Annotated in this window: 15 protein-coding genes; 6 read left to right on the top strand and 9 right to left on the bottom strand. The window is 65.4% G+C overall.

Annotated features, from left to right (window positions below; all coding sequences use genetic code 11):
- Positions 1-591: ATP-binding cassette domain-containing protein (locus ACT3TS_RS18710; protein WP_444533038.1), on the top strand; the 591-nt coding region annotated here is incomplete at its 5' end.
- 262 nt (positions 592-853) lie between these two features.
- Here the strand turns inward: ACT3TS_RS18710 and ACT3TS_RS18705 are convergent.
- The 4 genes from ACT3TS_RS18705 to ACT3TS_RS18690 form a co-directional block, all read right to left on the bottom strand.
- Positions 854-1,978, bottom strand: coding sequence for an alcohol dehydrogenase catalytic domain-containing protein (locus ACT3TS_RS18705; protein WP_444533039.1), 1,125 nt, complete (start codon positions 1,976-1,978; stop codon positions 854-856).
- 122 nt (positions 1,979-2,100) lie between these two features.
- Complete coding sequence (locus ACT3TS_RS18700) at positions 2,101-2,880, bottom strand: SDR family oxidoreductase (protein WP_444533037.1); 780 nt, start codon at positions 2,878-2,880, stop codon at positions 2,101-2,103.
- A gap of 160 nt (positions 2,881-3,040) precedes the next feature.
- Positions 3,041-5,596, bottom strand: a complete 2,556-nt coding sequence (locus ACT3TS_RS18695) for an FtsX-like permease family protein (RefSeq protein WP_444533036.1) — start codon at positions 5,594-5,596, stop codon at positions 3,041-3,043.
- A complete protein-coding gene (locus tag ACT3TS_RS18690) occupies positions 5,593-6,369 on the bottom strand; it encodes an ABC transporter ATP-binding protein (RefSeq protein WP_444533035.1) in 777 nt (258 codons plus the stop codon). The genes ACT3TS_RS18695 and ACT3TS_RS18690 overlap by 4 nt, the downstream gene beginning before the upstream one ends.
- A gap of 110 nt (positions 6,370-6,479) precedes the next feature.
- On the opposite strand from ACT3TS_RS18690, the gene ACT3TS_RS18685 reads away from it, so the two are divergent.
- Positions 6,480-7,721 carry a sensor histidine kinase gene (locus ACT3TS_RS18685; RefSeq protein ID WP_444533034.1) on the top strand — a complete coding sequence of 414 codons (1,242 nt, stop codon included), beginning with the start codon at positions 6,480-6,482 and terminating at the stop codon, positions 7,719-7,721.
- Positions 7,709-8,347, top strand: a complete 639-nt coding sequence (locus ACT3TS_RS18680) for a LuxR C-terminal-related transcriptional regulator (RefSeq protein ID WP_444533033.1) — start codon at positions 7,709-7,711, stop codon at positions 8,345-8,347. The genes ACT3TS_RS18685 and ACT3TS_RS18680 overlap by 13 nt, the downstream gene beginning before the upstream one ends.
- 79 nt (positions 8,348-8,426) lie before the next feature.
- On the opposite strand, the gene ACT3TS_RS18675 is transcribed toward ACT3TS_RS18680, so the two are convergent.
- The 4 genes from ACT3TS_RS18675 to ACT3TS_RS18660 form a co-directional block, all read right to left on the bottom strand.
- A complete protein-coding gene (locus ACT3TS_RS18675) occupies positions 8,427-9,194 on the bottom strand; it encodes an amino acid ABC transporter ATP-binding protein (protein WP_444533032.1) in 768 nt (255 codons plus the stop codon).
- On the bottom strand, positions 9,191-10,180 hold the full coding sequence (locus tag ACT3TS_RS18670) for an amino acid ABC transporter permease (RefSeq protein WP_444533031.1): 990 nt from the start codon (positions 10,178-10,180) through the stop codon (positions 9,191-9,193). The genes ACT3TS_RS18675 and ACT3TS_RS18670 overlap by 4 nt, the downstream gene beginning before the upstream one ends.
- 8 nt (positions 10,181-10,188) lie before the next feature.
- On the bottom strand, positions 10,189-11,175 hold the full coding sequence (locus ACT3TS_RS18665; RefSeq protein ID WP_444533030.1) for an ABC transporter substrate-binding protein: 987 nt from the start codon (positions 11,173-11,175) through the stop codon (positions 10,189-10,191).
- An 80-nt stretch (positions 11,176-11,255) separates the two neighbouring features.
- The gene (locus ACT3TS_RS18660) at positions 11,256-12,875 is read right to left on the bottom strand and encodes an amidohydrolase (RefSeq protein ID WP_444533029.1); all 1,620 of its coding nucleotides are present in this window, start codon (positions 12,873-12,875) and stop codon (positions 11,256-11,258) included.
- 159 nt (positions 12,876-13,034) lie between these two features.
- Here ACT3TS_RS18660 and ACT3TS_RS18655 point away from each other — a divergent pair, with 159 nt between their 5' ends.
- Complete coding sequence (locus tag ACT3TS_RS18655; protein WP_444533028.1) at positions 13,035-13,943, top strand: LysR family transcriptional regulator; 909 nt, start codon at positions 13,035-13,037, stop codon at positions 13,941-13,943.
- Positions 13,944-14,091: 148 nt separating this feature from the next.
- Here ACT3TS_RS18655 and ACT3TS_RS18650 read toward each other — a convergent pair whose 3' ends face one another.
- Positions 14,092-14,442, bottom strand: a complete 351-nt coding sequence (locus ACT3TS_RS18650; RefSeq protein WP_444533027.1) for an ArsR/SmtB family transcription factor — start codon at positions 14,440-14,442, stop codon at positions 14,092-14,094.
- Positions 14,443-14,540: 98 nt separating this feature from the next.
- Here ACT3TS_RS18650 and arsB point away from each other — a divergent pair, with 98 nt between their 5' ends.
- On the top strand, positions 14,541-15,635 hold the full coding sequence (gene arsB, locus ACT3TS_RS18645) for an ACR3 family arsenite efflux transporter (RefSeq protein WP_444533026.1): 1,095 nt from the start codon (positions 14,541-14,543) through the stop codon (positions 15,633-15,635).
- A 47-nt stretch (positions 15,636-15,682) separates the two neighbouring features.
- Positions 15,683-16,153, top strand: a complete 471-nt coding sequence (locus ACT3TS_RS18640; RefSeq protein ID WP_444533025.1) for an arsenate reductase ArsC — start codon at positions 15,683-15,685, stop codon at positions 16,151-16,153.
- Positions 16,154-16,227: the final 74 nt, after the last annotated feature.

Genomic DNA, 16,227 nt, shown 5'->3' with positions numbered 1-16,227 from the left:
GAGCTGTCGACCGCCGACCTGCGCCGGGCCGTGGTCATGGTGACGCAGGAGGCGTTCCTGTTCAGCGGCACCGTTGCCGGGAACATTGCGCTGGGGCGGCCGGGAGCCTCCCGGGCCGAAATTGAGGCGGCCACCCGGGACGTGGGAGCTGATGAATTCATCCGCTCCCTGCCGGACGGCTATGACACGGATGTGAACAAGCGCGGCGGGCGGGTCTCCGCCGGCCAGCGGCAGTTGATCTCCTTTGCCCGGGCGTTCCTGGCAAACCCGGCGGTGTTGATCCTGGACGAGGCCACCTCCTCTCTGGACATCCCCTCCGAACGACTCGTGCAAAACGGTTTAACCAGGTTGCTCGGCGCGGGCGGGCCGGGCGGTTCAGGCGCACGGACCGCGGATTCCTCCGGTGCGGCTCCCGCCGTCGGCCGTACGGCGGTGATCATCGCCCACAGGCTGTCCACCGTCGCCATCGCGGACAGGGTTCTGGTGGTGCACGATGGGCGCATCGTGGAGGACGGGTCTCCGGCGGAGCTCATTGCGGCGGGCGGCCGTTTTGCCGGTCTGCACGGAGCCTGGCAGGACTCACTGGTTTAGATCATTGCGCTCATCAGTTCCCGGTGCAAGGCATGTCAAATTCGCTGTAGAGGCAGAAAGTGATTCTAGGCAGGCCGGCGTGACCATTTTCGGTGCAGCGCCGCAGGTGCGTGCCACGGCATGAGCTGTGGAAACGCACCTTTCAGCCCTGCCGCCACGTGGTTCCAGCTGTGGCGGCAGGACCGAAATCCGGCCTGCATGGAGCCCTGCCGGATCTGAATGTGCGTGTTCGCGGCCCGCGTTTAGCATCAGGCTCTGCAGCTCAGAGAGCGTCGAAGGTGAACAGCCGGCGCACCACGAGACCGTCGGCGAGGGCGTCCAAGCTTTCGTTTATCTCTGTCAGCGGGCGCGTGTCGGTGTGCAGCAGCTCAATGGGCAGGCGCCCGTCCCGCCACATCTGGATGTAGGCGGGGATGTCGCGGGAGGGGTCTGCGTCGCCCATGTAGGAACCAATCAGCCGCTTGCCGGTGCCGGCAAATTGCAGCGCCTGCACGTTCAGCATTTGGTCCGGATGCGGCAGCCCCACCGAGACGAGGGCCCCGCCGCGATCCAGCAGGCCAAAACAGGCTTCCATGACCTTTGCGCTGCCGACGGCCTCGATGGCCACGTCCACACCGAAGCCGGTGTGCCGGGAGACGAGTTCGGCGGCCACTTCCGGGGACCCGGCGAAGTGGGCGCCGCACCGCAGCGCGAGTGCCTGCTTCTCCGGCAGCGGGTCAATGGCGATGACGGTCGTGTACGGAATTTGCACCGCAGCCATGACGGCGGCAAGGCCCACGGCGCCCATGCCAAACACAATCACGGACTGCCCCGCAGCGACCTTGGCGGAGTGGATGACCGCGCCAATGCCGGTGAGGGCGGCGCAACCAAACATGGCAGCGACATCCAACGGGACGTCGTCGTCAATCACCACAACGGATTCCCGGGCCACGACCGCATACTCCGAGAACGCGGACACGCCCAAATGATGGTTGATCCGCTCCCCCGACTGCGAGCGCAGGACAGCCTCGCCGTGCAGGAGGTCGCCGCTGCCGTTGGCCTCGGCGCCGCGATGGCACAGTGCCGGCCGCCCGCTGGCGCACGCCTTGCAACTGCCACAACTGGGGACGAACACCAGGACCACGCGGTCGCCGGTCTGCACGCCGTCCACCCCGGGCCCGACGCCGGCCACGGTTCCGCTGGCCTCGTGCCCCAGGGCCATGGGCAGCGGGCGGATGCGGGAGCCGTTGATGACGGAGAGGTCGGAGTGGCACAGGCTGGCGCGTTCGATCTTGACCAGCACCTCGCCGGCCCGCGGCACCGGGACGGGCAGCCGTTCCAGAGTCAGCGGCGCGCTGTCCGCGTAGGGCCGGCCGGCGTTGGCGGTGCGGAGAATGGCGCTGGTCATCAAAGCGGTGTCAGTCATCCGTCGATCCTTCGTAAGTTTCGATGCGGCGGGAGGCCAGCTTGGGAATGATCCGGCCCACGCCGATGGTTTTGAAGTGATCATACTCGCGGTGCGCGGGCAGTTCAGCCGCGGCCGATGAACGGCATGCCGGCCGCCGTGATCACGAGGGAGCCGATGTTGGCCGAGGCGGGCAGTTCCGCCATCATCAGCACGGTGCGGGCGGCGTCCGCCACGGGGAATGTTGGTTCGACCAGGCGCCGCCCGTCGGCCTGCAGCGCCCCGGTGGCGACGTCGAGGGTGGCCATGATGTCCGTGGCGGTGTTGCCGATGTCGATCTGGCCGCAGCTGATGCCGAAGGCTCGCCCGTCGAGGTCGATGGACTTCGTCAGCCCCGTGATCGCGTGCTTGCTGACGGTGTAGGCGACGGAGCCGGGCCGCGGCGAATGCGCCGAAATGGAGCCGTTGTTGATGATCCGGCCACCGCCGGCACGCTGGGCTTTCATGACCCGCACCGCCGCCGCCGCGCACAGCATCGCGCCCGTGACGTTGACGGCCAGCACCGCGTCCCAGTCGGCCGGGGCGATCTCGTCGACCGTGGCGGCCGGACCAAAAATACCGGCGTTGTTGAACAAGACATCCACGCGACCAAAGCGCTGCACGGCGGTACTGAAGAGACGGTCGACGTCGTCGGGCCGGGTCACGTCGGTCGGCACGGCCAGCGCTTCGGACGCCCCGTCGGCGGTCTCCAGCAGTTCCGCCTCGCGGCGTCCGGCCAGGACCACGCCGTACCCGGCGCGCAGGAACTCCCGGGCCACCGCACGGCCGATTCCCGAACCGGCTCCGGTGACCACGGCAATCCTGCCCGGTGTTCCGGCCAGGCCTGTGGGGGTGTCCTGATCCATGGTGCTCTCCTTGTCTCGGGCTGTGCAATCGAAGCGGGCTTTGGCATCGAAGCGGGCCGGTTGGAATCCGCCAGACCCGCTTCGCCTGCCAATAGTATTGCCCATGCGGCAACCGAGGTGCCGCTTCAGGCCCCTCGGCTGCCGCATTTCTGCACACCTGTCATTCCCGCGACCCGACCTCTTGAATCGGCGACGCCCTCAGTGCCAGCGTTGTGGCAAAACCGAGCGCGGCCACCGCCAGGAAGCTCATCACCCCAACGACCGCCAACGACGCGGCTGAAACGCCCGGCCACAACTGCCCCGAGACAGCAAAACTTATGCCCGCAAGTGCCGGGAAAGCAACAGCCACACCCAGCACTGCGGCCAACACGGCAATCATGACCGCTTCAACCGTCATCATGGCGTAGATCTGGCGGACATTGCTGCCAATCAGTCGAAGCAGTGCAAATTCCCGGCGTCGTTCCACGGTGGCCACCACCAGGGTGTTTACAACTGCCAGTCCCACATAACCAAGGATGATGAACAGGGCCAGCGAGCTCGCAAAAGACTCCGAGGAGCGCGTTTCCGCCCCCTGGGCCTGAAGCCCGTGGGGGTCCGCCACAATAAATCCAGCGCTGCTCAAATCGGCAACCACCTGGGCCTGCATTGCCGGGTCAACGTTGATCAGCACCTGCGTGTCCAGACCGGACGTCGTGTGTGCCCGCACGAGTTCGCTGGCAACGGTAACGTCGCCAAAGCCCAGGCCACGCCCGTAGGTGGCGACCAGGGTCGCCGTGATCGGCGTGCCATCCCCGAGCCGGACATGCACACCATCCCCCACTTTGGCGCCGGCGTTCTGGGCCGCGTCAGTGCTCAACGCGACCGTCGAGGGGCGTTGGAGCTCTCCGAGTGAACCCGTTTTCACCAACAGGTTCATGGTGGCCGGGACCGTGAGCGGATCGATTCCCTGCAAGGCATATTGTTCGGCGGCCGGTTCACCGAATTGGGTGAACTCGAGGGTTGCCGCGCTGACTGCGACCGCGTTGACAGCGGTGATGCCGTCAGCGGAATTGATGTCTTCCACTGCTGTCACGGAGAAACCAAAGCCCGGGTTTGTCACCAGCAGGTCAGCGGTGATGCCGTCCTGAACCTGCACTTGTGCCTCAGTGGCGACAACCGACTGCGTCCCCAGTTGGACCAGACCCAACCCAATCCCCAGCGCCAAGGGCACGATTGCTGCTGCCAAGCGGCCGGCATTTCCCCTGGAATTTGCGTGCGCCAGCACGATGCCGGGTGCACGGGACGTCCGCAGAAAGCGCCCCAACAGCCGGACTCCCACCCCCGCGATTTTCGGCCCGAGGATGCCAACTGCCACGATGAGCAGCAGTGCGGCGGCGGCAGGGCCGGCGAGCGCAGAAGGGCCACGGAGAAAAATCGGTGAGCCGGCGGCCAGCAACCCCGCGATGCCCAACACGATGCCGGTCACCACGCGCGCCTTGCCAAGCTCGGCAGGAGTAGTGGACGCTTCCCGGAGGGCCTCGATGGGACTGACCCGGGAGAAACGCAGTGCAACCATGTTGGCCACCACCAAAACAGTAAGCACAACGATCACCAGGGCACCAAGCCCCGGCCAAGGACTGAAGGAGAACGCAAAGCCAGTCGGGATCAGTCCGTTGTCGCTCAACGTGGTCTTGAGGAGCACCCCCAGCAAGTACCCGGGGCCGACGCCAAGCACGGCTGCGGCGAGCGTGATCACCAGCACCTCCCCGCGGATGAGGCTGCGCAGCTGACGGGGTGTTGAGCCGATCGTGCGCAAGAGCGCGAAATCCCGTTGCCGCTGATGCAGGGACAGTGACAGGGCGGCTGCAACAAGGAAGAGCGCCACCAACAATGCGGTTCCGGCGAACGACGACCCAAATGCGACCAACGTGGCGCGGCCCGCACCGGCATCCAAAAACTCGGCCGTGCCGCGGTCCTTGCCAACATAGGTGGCGACGCCCGGCGACTGGGATCGGATGTCCGCAGCCAACACCTGTGATGAAACACCGCTCGTGGCAAAAACCGCCAGCGTCGGCGCACTGTGGCCCTCTCCGGCCAGCATGGCCGCTGCCTCATCGGACACGAAGACGTGGCGTTCCGGCACGGACGCGGTATCGGCGTCGTCTGCTGAGACACCAACTGTGGAGGCACCAACAGTGCCGACCACGGTGTAGGTGGTGGGCGTGCCGCCCAGGGAGAGGACGATCGAGTCGCCCAGTTGGGCGTGTGGGTCGGTCTCTTCGACGACGACGTCGCCGGCCGTCATCGGCGCGCGCCCCGACTGCAGCTGTTGGCCGGTGATGCCGCTGGCAGCCCAGTTGTGTGCGGCGACGCCCGCACCGTTCCCGGCGAGCTGAATCGTGAAGTCGGGGAGCACTTTTTCCACGTCTGGCAGGGCTTCGATGTTTGCGGCGGTTCCTGGCGGGAGAGCCGCCCGTTCGGGAAAGACCAGCGGCACATCTTCCGGCACTGCCACTGTTTGTTCCCCGCCAACAATAACGTCGGCGGCACTGTAACGAACGGGCTCGTAACCGCCGCGGAGACCGGATTCCAGCACGACGCCCAGGCCTGTCAGCAGGATGACGGCTGCCAGTGCGGCCGTGAAGATCCCGGCAAAACTGCCCAGATGCTGGCGGATCCCTGAACTGATGAGCATCTTTCGGCCATCTGCTCCGATGGTGGTCCGTTCGCGTTTCATGCTTCCAGCCCCGTCATGAAGTCGCTGATTTCCTGGACTGTGCCGCCGTCCCTGCTGCCTGCCGGCTGGCCATCAGCCAGGAATATGACGCGCTCGGCAGCTGCGGCGACGACCGGATCGTGGGTGACCATCACAATCGTCTGGTTGAGCTCCCGGGCCAGATGCCACAACAAGTCCAGCACGGCGCGGGCGCTTCGTGAGTCGAGGGCTCCTGTTGGTTCGTCGGCAAAGACGACATCCGGGTGGCTGATGAGTGCCCGGGCAATGGCGACGCGCTGTTGCTGGCCGCCTGACAGTTCCGCCGGCCTGCGTTGGAGCAGGTCCCCGATGCCAACACTGTTCGCCAGATACCCAAGCCACGCACTGTCGGCGGACTTTCCGCCGAGAATGAGCGGCAGGGTGATGTTTTGTTCGACAGAAAGCGTTGGCAACAGATTGTAGGCCTGGAAGACAAAGCCGACGTGGTCCCGGCGGAATCGCGTCAGCTTGTCCCCGGACAGCCGTGAAATATCGGTGGGCCCAATGTGCACGGTTCCGCGGGTGGGTTTGTCCAACCCGGAGGCCAAGTGCAACAGGGTGCTCTTGCCGGAGCCGGACGGGCCCATGATCGCAGTGAACGATCCCCGGTGCAGCGCCAGCGAGACGTTGTTGAGCGCAGTGACCATCCCGGGGCCCGTCCCATACAGTTTTTGCACGGACTCAAGCCTTAGGGCCACACGCGAATCGATGGGGGCACTGGGCGTCATGGTGGGTTGTTGCTGAAGTTTTCTCATGCATTCCACGCTACGGAGCGGCCCGACTCCCCAACATCCGGCCTGCCGCAGTCTTTAAGGTATAGCCAGCCATACCCCGCCATGCCATGCCCGTGGGGCAAGATGGAGGGGTGAGGAAACTACGACCTCGCAGGTGGATGCGGGCCCTGCGCTATTTGGTGATTGAGTCCGTTGCTGCTGCGGCTTCATTGTGTTTTGTCGTTGCCGGCCTGGTGTTGCTGCCGCTCGGACTCATCACGGGGTTGCCGTTTGCCCCGGCTGCGGTCGCCTTGCTTCGCCGGTGGGCCGATTTGGCGAGGAAACGCACATCCAGTTTTTCCGGGCGGCAGCTTGTCATTTCCTACCCGCCCATCACGGCGGGAAGTTACAAGGAACGGATTCTCCTCCTGCGCTCCCGGGCCACGCGCAAGGATGCGCTGTGGCTGCTCGCTCACGGCATCGCGCTTCTGTCCCTCGGGTTTGCCGCCATCGGGCTTCCCCTGGCTGCCGTCAACTCCCTGTTGATCCCGCTGTACTGGGAGCCTCTTTCCAAATACGCCACAGTGGCGAACCCCTATCCGGTGGTGTCATGGCAGGACGCAGCCACCATGCCTGTGGTCGCGGCAGTTTATGCCTTGTTGTCCTGGTGGCTCGTTCCTGCGGCGGCACGATTGTTCAGCTGGTCCCAGACCAAACTGCTGAACATTGGCCGGGCCACGTTGCTGGCCGCACGTGTCACGGCCCTGACGGCAAGCAGGGCCGCAGCCTTGGAAGCGCACTCCTCGGAACTGCGCAGGATTGAACGGGACCTGCACGACGGCGCACAGAACAAACTGGTCAGCGTGGTCATGATGCTGGGCATGGCCATGCGATCCGTGGAAACTGGGGGTTCCAACACCTCCGAACATCTGCGCCGTGCGCAAGACGCGGCAACCGATGCGCTGTCGAACTTGCGTACGATGGTGCACGATATTTATCCGCCGATTCTCGACGAACTGGGTTTGGAGGGGGCCCTCGCGGCCGTTGCTGTGCGCAGCGGATGCCCCTGCACCCTGCATGTTTCGCATCTCCCCCGCTCCCCGGCCGCCGTCGAGGCCGCCGCATATTTCGTCGTTGCCGAGGCTGTGACGAACGCCAACAAGCATGGCTCGGCAACTCGACTGGATCTCAGCGCGACGTTTGAAGTCGTGGGTCTTGTTGACTGCTTGGTGCTCACTGTTCAAGACGACGGGGTGGGCGGTGCAGTTGAGCGTCCGGCCGGCGGGCTGGCCGGCATCAGGCGCCGGGTCGAGGCGTTCGAAGGTACCATGGCCGTGAGCAGTCCTGTGGGCGGGCCAACAATGATTAGGACGGTTCTGCCATGCGCGTGGTGATTGCAGAGGACGATGTGCTCCTGCGCCAGGGCCTGTCCCTTTTGCTCGAGAGCGAGGGATTCGACGTGGTGGCCGCAGTCGGGGACGGCGAGTCATTTCTGGCTGCACTGCCCAACGCTGACGTGGCCGTCGTCGACGTCCGGATGCCGCCGTCGTTCACCAACGAAGGCCTGAAGGCCGCGGCGGAGGCCCGGTCCCGCCGACCAAATTTTCCGATCCTTGTGCTCTCCGCCTATGTTGAGGACCGCTATGCCGGACGGCTTCTGGCCGACGGTTCGGTGGGTGTGGGCTACCTGCTCAAGGAGCGTGTGGGGCAGGTGGGCGATTTCGTCGACGCACTGCGCAGGGTGGCCGCCGGCGGCACCGTCATGGACCCGGAAGTCATCTCCCAGCTCATGACCCGCCGCCGCGCAGATGACCCCATCCGTTCGCTGACTCCGCGCGAATCCGAGGTCCTTGCACTCATGGCAGCCGGGCTGGACAACACCACCATCGCCGGCCGGCTGGTGGTGTCCGAAACAGCTGTCAGCAAACACATTGGCAACATCTTCGCCAAGTTGGGGCTCGCTGTCGGCGACAGCGGACACCGACGTGTACGGGCGGTGCTGGCCTACCTGCATTCCTGACGACGGATCGCCACCCGGGCGAGTTCCGCCAGCCACCCGGGCGGCGGACCAGCGTTGCTGCGCTAATCCGCCGTCGAGGTTAAAACACCTTGGCCAAAAACGCCTTGGTGCGGTCCCGCTGGGGGTTGCCGAGCACCTCGGCCGGGGACCCGGACTCCACGATGACGCCGGCGTCAAAGAAGTGCACCGTGTCAGCAACCTCGCGGGCAAAGCCCATCTCGTGCGTCACCACCACCATGGTCATGCCTTGGCGTGCCAGCTCCTTCATGGCCTCGAGCACCTCGTCCACAAGTTCCGGGTCCAGGGCCGACGTCGGCTCGTCAAAGAGCATGATCTCCGGATCCATGGCCAGCGCACGGGCAATTGCGACGCGTTGCTGCTGGCCGCCGGAGAGCTGGTGCGGGCGTTTGTGGGCGTGCTCGGCCAGGCCCACGCGTGCCAGTTCCTCGCTTGCCCTGGCTTTGGCCGCCGCCTTGCCCATGCCACGCACCTGGACCAGCGCGCACGCCACATTTTCCTCGGCGCTGAGGTGCCCAAACAGGTTGAAGCGTTGAAACACCATGCCAATGCGGGAGCGGAACTGGGCGAACTGCTTCGTGTTCCACTCGTAATAGCGGCCGTTCCGGTACTCGTAGCCGACATGGCGGTCCTCCACCAGGAGCGTGCCGTCGTCGTAGCTTTCCAGGGCGTTCAGGCAGCGCAGGAACGTGGACTTGCCGGAACCGGAGGGCCCCACAATGCAGCTCACCTCCCCGGTCCGGACGGTGAAGTCGACCCCTGCAAGCACCAGGTGGGTGCCGTAGGACTTGGTGACCCCATTGGCTTCCACGTGCAGTTTCCGGCTCATGTGAGTTCCTTTCCGGCCGTGACGGAGTCATCGGCTGCCAGCGTGATCGGGGTGCCGGCAATGGGCCTGGTGGTTCGTTTCAGGAAGGTGCGCGAGAGAAATCCGGGCCTGCGCACCAGGCGCACGGCGTCGGCACCATAGCGGGCCTCCAGTTTGAATTGGAAGTATGTCGCGACGGCGGTCATCACCATGTACCACAGGGACGCCACGATCAGCAGTTCCATGATGAGGTTGTTTTGCTTGTAAATCTGGCTGGCGTTGGTCATCAGGTCGTTCCCGGCCACCACGTAGACCAGCGAGGTGGTCTTCAGCATGGAGATGAACTCGTTGCCGGTGGGCGGAATGATGATGCGCAGCGCCTGCGGCAGGACGATGACGCGCATGCGCCTTGCCGGTGTCATGCCCACCGCGTAGGCGGCCTCGCTCTGGCCGTTGTCGACAGCTTGGATGCCGGCACGGACGGTTTCGGCAAAATATGCGGCAAGGTTCAGGCCCAGGCCCAGCAGGGCCGCGTTGAACCCCGTCATCACATCGTTGGTGCCCCACCAGATGCCGACGTCGGTGAAGGGGATCTGGATGACCAGCCGGGGGAACAGGAACGCCAGGTTGTACCAAAAGATGAGCTGGACCAGCACCGGGGTGCCGCGGAAGAACCAGATGTACAGCGTCGACAGCCAATTCAGCACCGGGTTGTGCGAAAGTTTCATGATGGCCAGCAGCACGCCCAGCACCAGTCCCAGCACGGTGGCCAGCACGGAGATCGTCAGGGTGACCCAAATGCCGTCGATGATCTTGGGGAAGAACAGGTACTCGGCCACCTTGTTCCACCGGATGTTGGGGTTGGTTGCGAAGGTGAACACCAGCCACGCAAACACGGCCAGGGCCAGGGCGCCGACAAGCCAGCGGTCACGGTGTTTGAGTGCCACAACAGGCACGGGAGTGCCGTCGGGTCCGCTCAGTTCCTTGGGCCGGGTGGATGTTTTCATGCCGGGTCCTACTTGCCGTCATTGACGGTGGCGGTGCCGACCGTCATCTTCGATACGTTCCAGGCCTCGAGGATCTTGGCGTAGCTGCCGTCGTCGATCAATTCCTGCAGGGCCTTTTGCACCGTGGCAACAAGGTCCTTGTTGTCGGGTTTCATGGCAATGCCCCAGGGGCTTTCACCGCCTTCGATGGCCACCGCCTCCAGCGCACCGTCAGACATTTGCGCACGGTAGGCGGCCACGGGATAGTCGTTGATCCCGGCGTCGGCGCGGCCGTTGCGGACCTGCAGGATCGCCTCCTGGTCGCCGGGGAACTTGAGCACCTCCACTCCTTCGTTGCCGGCGGCCGTGCAGGCGGCGTCGAATGATTCGGCCAGGGTCAGGGAGGAGCCGTTGTCCACGACGGCGAGCGTCTTTCCGCAGGCGCTGGCGGCGTCTTCCATGCCGGCCGGGTTGCCGGCCTTGACCACCCAGCCGTTGCCCGCGCGGACGTAATCGACGAACGTCACTGTTTTGCGGCGTTCGGCGTTGTCGGTCATGGATGACATGATCCAGTCGTAGCGGCCCGTGGTGACACCGGGGATCTGGGCGTTGAAGTCCTCGTTGTTGATGGACAGGGGCACGCCGAGCTTGTTGGCGATGGCGCGGCCGATCGAGGGATCCACGCCGATGAGGGTCTTGCCGTCCTTGGCGAACATTTCCATGGGCGGGTAGCCCTCGGAGGTGGTCATTTTGATGCCGTCGGCCTGGAGGGCAGCCGGCAGGGCGGCCGTCAGCGCCGGGTCTGCCTTGACGGCGTCGATCACGCTCTTGGCCAGGTCCTCCGACGGCGCCGGGGCCGCAGTGAAGGCGGCGCCGGCGTCGTGTGTTGCGGGGTCCGCGGCCGACAGGCTCTGGCCGCCGCAGCCCGTCAGCGCAAGCACGGCCAGCAGGGCTGTGGACGCCAGCGCGCCGCTGCGCAGTCGGTGGGCGGACAGCTGTGAAGAGTTGATTCTCATGGTGGATCTCCTTGGGAGGGGGCGGGACGGGATGAGGCGGGGCTGGGCGGGACGGGGCTGTGGAAGGGCTCGGTTCGTGCTCACTGGTTGCGGCGGTAACGCACCACTCCCCCCACCGTCGTTGAGAGCACGGAGATGTCGCGAAGCTCGGAGGCTGCTGCGGTGAAGGGGTCGGCGGCAAGGGCCGTGAAGTCCGCCAACATGCCGGGGCGCAGACGGCCCTTGTGCGCTTCCTCCCCGGAGGCGTAGGCGGCGCCGGCCGTGAATGCCGAGATGGCCTCGGTGACCGTGAGGCATTCTCCGGGCTGCCAGCCGCCGTCGGGCTCGTGGCTGCCGTTTTGCCTGGTGACGGCCGCGTGGATGCCGTGCATCGGGTCCGGGTGTTCCACGGGAGCGTCGGAGCCAAAGGCGGGAACTGCCCCGGCAGCCAGCAGCGAACGCCAGGCGTAGGAAGCCAGTTCGCGTCCCGCCAACAGCGTTGATGCCAGCGGAATGTCAGTGGTGCAGTGCGTGGGCTGCATGGAAGGCACGACGCCGAGCCCGGCCATCCGGGCAATGTCACCGGGGCGCAGGTGCTGGGCATGTTCTATCCGGTGTCGGAGCCGGGACGGCGTGCCGCTCATGCCCGCCGGCTGGTCCAGCGGGTTTGTGGCCAGATCCGAGTAGGCGTCCAGCACCAGTTCGTTGGCCCGGTCGCCGATCGCGTGCGTGGCAACACCAATCCCGGCCCCGGCGGCGCGGCGCACCAATTCCCGCAGCTCGCCATAGGGCATGACCTCAATTCCGGTGTTGCCGTCCCCGCCGGGGAACGGTGCGGACATGTGGCAGCTGTGGGAGCCCAGTGCACCGTCGGAGAACAGCTTGACGGGACCGGTGCGCAGCCAGGCGTCGCCGTCTCCCGTGCACCGGCCCTCGTCGATGGCCTGGTCCAGGGCTGTCACGGGGATGGCCTTGTGCACCCGAAGGTCCAGCAGCCCGGTGTTGCGCAGTCCGCGGTAGGCAACCAGCGCATCCTCGCCGTCGAAGTCATGAACACCGGTGAGCCCCACGGCCAGCAGCCGCCGCTGCGCTTCCAACAGCTGGCTGGCCAGGTCCCCGGCCTCGGCGCTGTGCATGATGTCCACGAGCCTGTCGCCCGCCGTTTCGCGCAGGATGCCCGTCGGCTCGCCGTGGGCGTCGCGAACGATCTCCCCGCCCACGGGGTTCGGAGTGGACGCGTCAATGCCGACGGCGGCCAAGGCCGCGGAGTTCGCCCAAATGGTGTGGCCGTCGATGCTGGGCAGCGCTGCCGGGCGGCCGCCAGTGACCGCGTCCAGATCGTGGCGGGAGGGCTGCACCGGCACGGCCCAGGCGTTGAAGTCCCACCGCCCGCCAAACACCCAGGCCCCGGTGGGGACGCCCTCGCTGTAAATGCGCACCCGCTCCAGCGCGTCAGCGAGGTCGGGGGTGCCGCGCAAATCCAGGGCGGCAATTTCGCGGGCAAAGTTTGCCGTGTGGATGTGGGCGTCCGTCAGGCCGGGGATGACGGTGGCCCCGTCCAGGTCCACGGTTTCGATGGCGCCGGTGGAATGGGCGGCCAACTCCGCACGGCTGCCCATGGCCACGATCCGCTCGCCCCGGGTCAGCACGGCCTCCGCCTCGGGCTGGTGGGCCCACAGGGTGTGAAACCGGGCGTTGACGAAAATGCGTTGTTCAAGCATTCCTAATCCTTTGTGCTGCAGTGCGGAGTGAACATGTGGCTGTGCGGGACACCGGGAGACGGTAATTGCTCCTGTGGCTGAAACAACCATAAGAGAAAAATGGGCGCATATGATGTGAAGCACACCGACTGTTCACGTGACTGACTTCAAGGAACTCTTATGCTCAATTTGATCCACCTGCGCACCCTGGTTGAAGTGGTCAGGCTCGGTTCCTTCACGGCGGCCGGCAACCGGCTTGGCTACACGGCCTCGGCGGTGTCCCAGCAAATGCTGGCACTCGAAAAGACGAGCAACATCCGGTTGTTTGTGCGCAGCGCACGCAGCATCCACCCGACCCAGGCAGCCCATGCCATGAGCCAGCAGGCCTTGAAGCTGCTCCGTGATGCCGAGGATCTGCTGGCCGTCGGTCTGGCAGCCGGCGGCAGCACCGCGCGCGAACTGCGGGTCGGCGTTTTCCCGTCGGCGGCCACGTTCGTGGTGTCGCAGATTGTGGAACTGCCGCCCTGGCAGGCCCCCACCGTCCAGGTCAACATCTCCATCGGCGAGCCCAGCGCCGTCGTCCCCGGCCTGCGGGTGGGTGGGGAGCTCGACGTCGGAATTGTGTACCAGGTGGGTGAATCGGGGCTGGCACTGCCGCAGGGAGTGAGCCGGCACTGGCTGGGGGAAGACCCCTACAGGGTGGTGGTGCCCGGCAGCTGGGGAATCCCGGCCGGGTCGCGCATGGGCCTGGACGCGCTCAGTGACGCCCCGTGGATCCTGCACCTGCGCGGGTCAAGCGACTCCACTGTTTTTGACTTTGTTTTGGCCAATGCCGGCCTGCGTCCGCGCGTGGCGGCCTCCAGCGACGACTTCAATGCGACCCTTCGCCTGGTTGCCGCCGGACACGGTGTGGCCATGGTTCCCCAACTGGCCATGGCCGATCGTCCGGCCGGCGTGGTCGCCGTGGACGTTCCGGAGCTCGCGCTGACCCGTAGGCTCATGGCGCTGTGCGCCGAGGATGCCCCGGCCGATCTGGCGGGGAAGTTTGTCGCCGCACTGCGGGATGTGGACGAGTTTCGGAACATGTAGGGCGGCGCGCGCTTGCGCTGCAACGCACGTGTACACCGCGACGGAAGGCACTGCGGTGCACGGCATTGCCATCGACGCACCGTTGCTTACAGCTGCTGTGCGACCAGGAGGGAGCTGGCTGCTCCAGCCATCCCCCTGATTTCGGCGCTCATAGGCCCAGGATGCGCGCGGCGGCGGCTTCCAATGCTCCGGGGACCAGTGAGTAGTACGCCCAGGTGCCCCGTTTTTCCCGCTCCAGCAACCCCGCATCAACCAAAATCTTCAGGTGGTGGGAGACCGTGGGCTGGCCCAGATCCAGGGGTTCGGTGAGGTCGCACACGCAGGCCTCGCCACCCTCGCCGGCCTTGACAATCGAGAGCAGCCGCAGCCGGTTCGGATCCGAAAGCGCCTTGAGGATGCGAGCCGATTCCTGGGCCTCGGCTGCGGTGAGCGCGGTTTGGCCGCCGGGTTCGCAACAGAGCTGGGCGGCATCCGCCTCGACCGTCAATGCAGTGTTCATGCAACCATTATGCCCATAGATTGACAATTGTCGATATGGCGGTAAATACTTTCTGTATCGACAATCGTCAATCTTATGCTGAACCGGCGAGGAGCCTAGTGAGCACCACGACCACCACCCCTTCCACCCCTGGGGAAGCCGCCGTTGTCGGCAGGCTCTCCACGCTGGACCGCTTTCTGGCCGTGTGGATCATCGCCGCCATGGCCGCCGGCCTGTTGCTGGGGCGGTTCGTTCCCGGCCTGAACACGGCACTGGACTCGGTGAAGGTCGGCTCAGTGTCGCTGCCCATCGCCGTCGGCCTGCTGGTCATGATGTACCCGGTGTTGGCAAAGGTTCGCTACAACGAAACCGGCAGGGTGCTGGCCGACCGCAAGCTGCTCATCACCTCGTTGATCATCAATTGGGTGGCGGCACCGGCGTTCATGTTCGCGCTGGCCTGGATCTTTGTCCCCGACCTGCCCGAATACCGCACCGGCTTGATCATTGTTGGCCTGGCCCGCTGCATTGCCATGGTCATGATCTGGAACGACCTGGCCTGCGGCGACCGCGAGGCCGCCACCGTGCTGGTGCTGATCAATTCCGTGTTCCAGGTTTTCGCCTTCGGCGCCCTGGGCTGGTTTTATCTGCAGGTGCTGCCCGGCTGGTTGGGGCTTCCGACGACGTCTGCTGACTTCTCGTTCTGGGCCATCACCGCGTCGGTCCTGATTTTCCTTGGCATCCCCCTGCTGGCAGGTTTCCTCACCCGCACGATTGGCGAGAAGGCCAAGGGCCGCGAATGGTATGAGGGCAAGCTCCTGCCCAAACTGGGTCCGTGGGCGCTCTACGGCCTGCTGTTCACGATCGTGCTGCTGTTCGCACTCCAAGGCGATTCCATCACCTCCAAGCCGCTGGACGTAGCCCGGATCGCCTTGCCGCTGCTGGTGTATTTCATCGTGGTCTTCGCTGTCGGCATGGTGATTGGCCGGGCCCTGAACCTGGGCTACGCCAAGACCACCACCCTTGCCTTCACCGCCTCCGGCAACAACTTTGAGCTCGCCATCGCCGTGGCCATCGGCACCTTCGGCGTCACCAGCGGCCAAGCCCTGGCCGGCGTCGTCGGGCCACTCATTGAAGTGCCCGTACTGATTGCCTTGGTCTATGTCGCCCTGTGGGCACGCAAGCGATTCTTCGCGAACGAGCTACTGCCGGCTTGACCAGTCTCCCGTCCCTTTCCTTTCCTGTCCTTGAGGAGCCTGAGCTCGTGAGCACCACAGAATCAGCCAAGAAGCCCTCCGTCTTGTTCGTCTGCGTGCACAACGCCGGCCGTTCCCAGATGGCCGCCGCGTACCTCACCACCCTCTCCAACGGAGCCGTCGAGGTCCGCTCCGCCGGGTCCCAACCCGCAGCATCGGTCAACCCGGCCGCCGTGGCTGCCATGGCGGAGGAGGGCATCGACATGTCCGCCGAGATCCCGAAGATCCTCACCACGGACGCGGTGAAGGAGTCCGACGTCGTCATCACCATGGGCTGTGGGGACACCTGCCCGATCTTCCCGGGAAAACGCTATGAGGACTGGGGACTCGAAGACCCGGCCGGCCAGGGCGTGGACTCCGTGCGCCCCATCCGCGACGACATCAAGGCCCGCATTCAGGCCCTCATCGCCGAACTCCTCCCCACCCCACTGGAAAAGTTCCCGGCATTGAAGCCCAAACCCGCACGGAAGCCACTGTGACGACCTCAAGGAGAACGCCGGACATGACGAATCAACGAAACGACCTGCCAGGTGCCAAAGCGGCCCACCACTTC

This window comes from Specibacter sp. AOP5-B1-6, from assembly GCF_052376555.1.
Classification (GTDB): domain Bacteria; phylum Actinomycetota; class Actinomycetes; order Actinomycetales; family Micrococcaceae; genus Specibacter.
The sequence above is the reverse complement of the archived record's forward strand: the minus strand, read 5'-3'. Positions and strand labels throughout refer to the sequence as shown.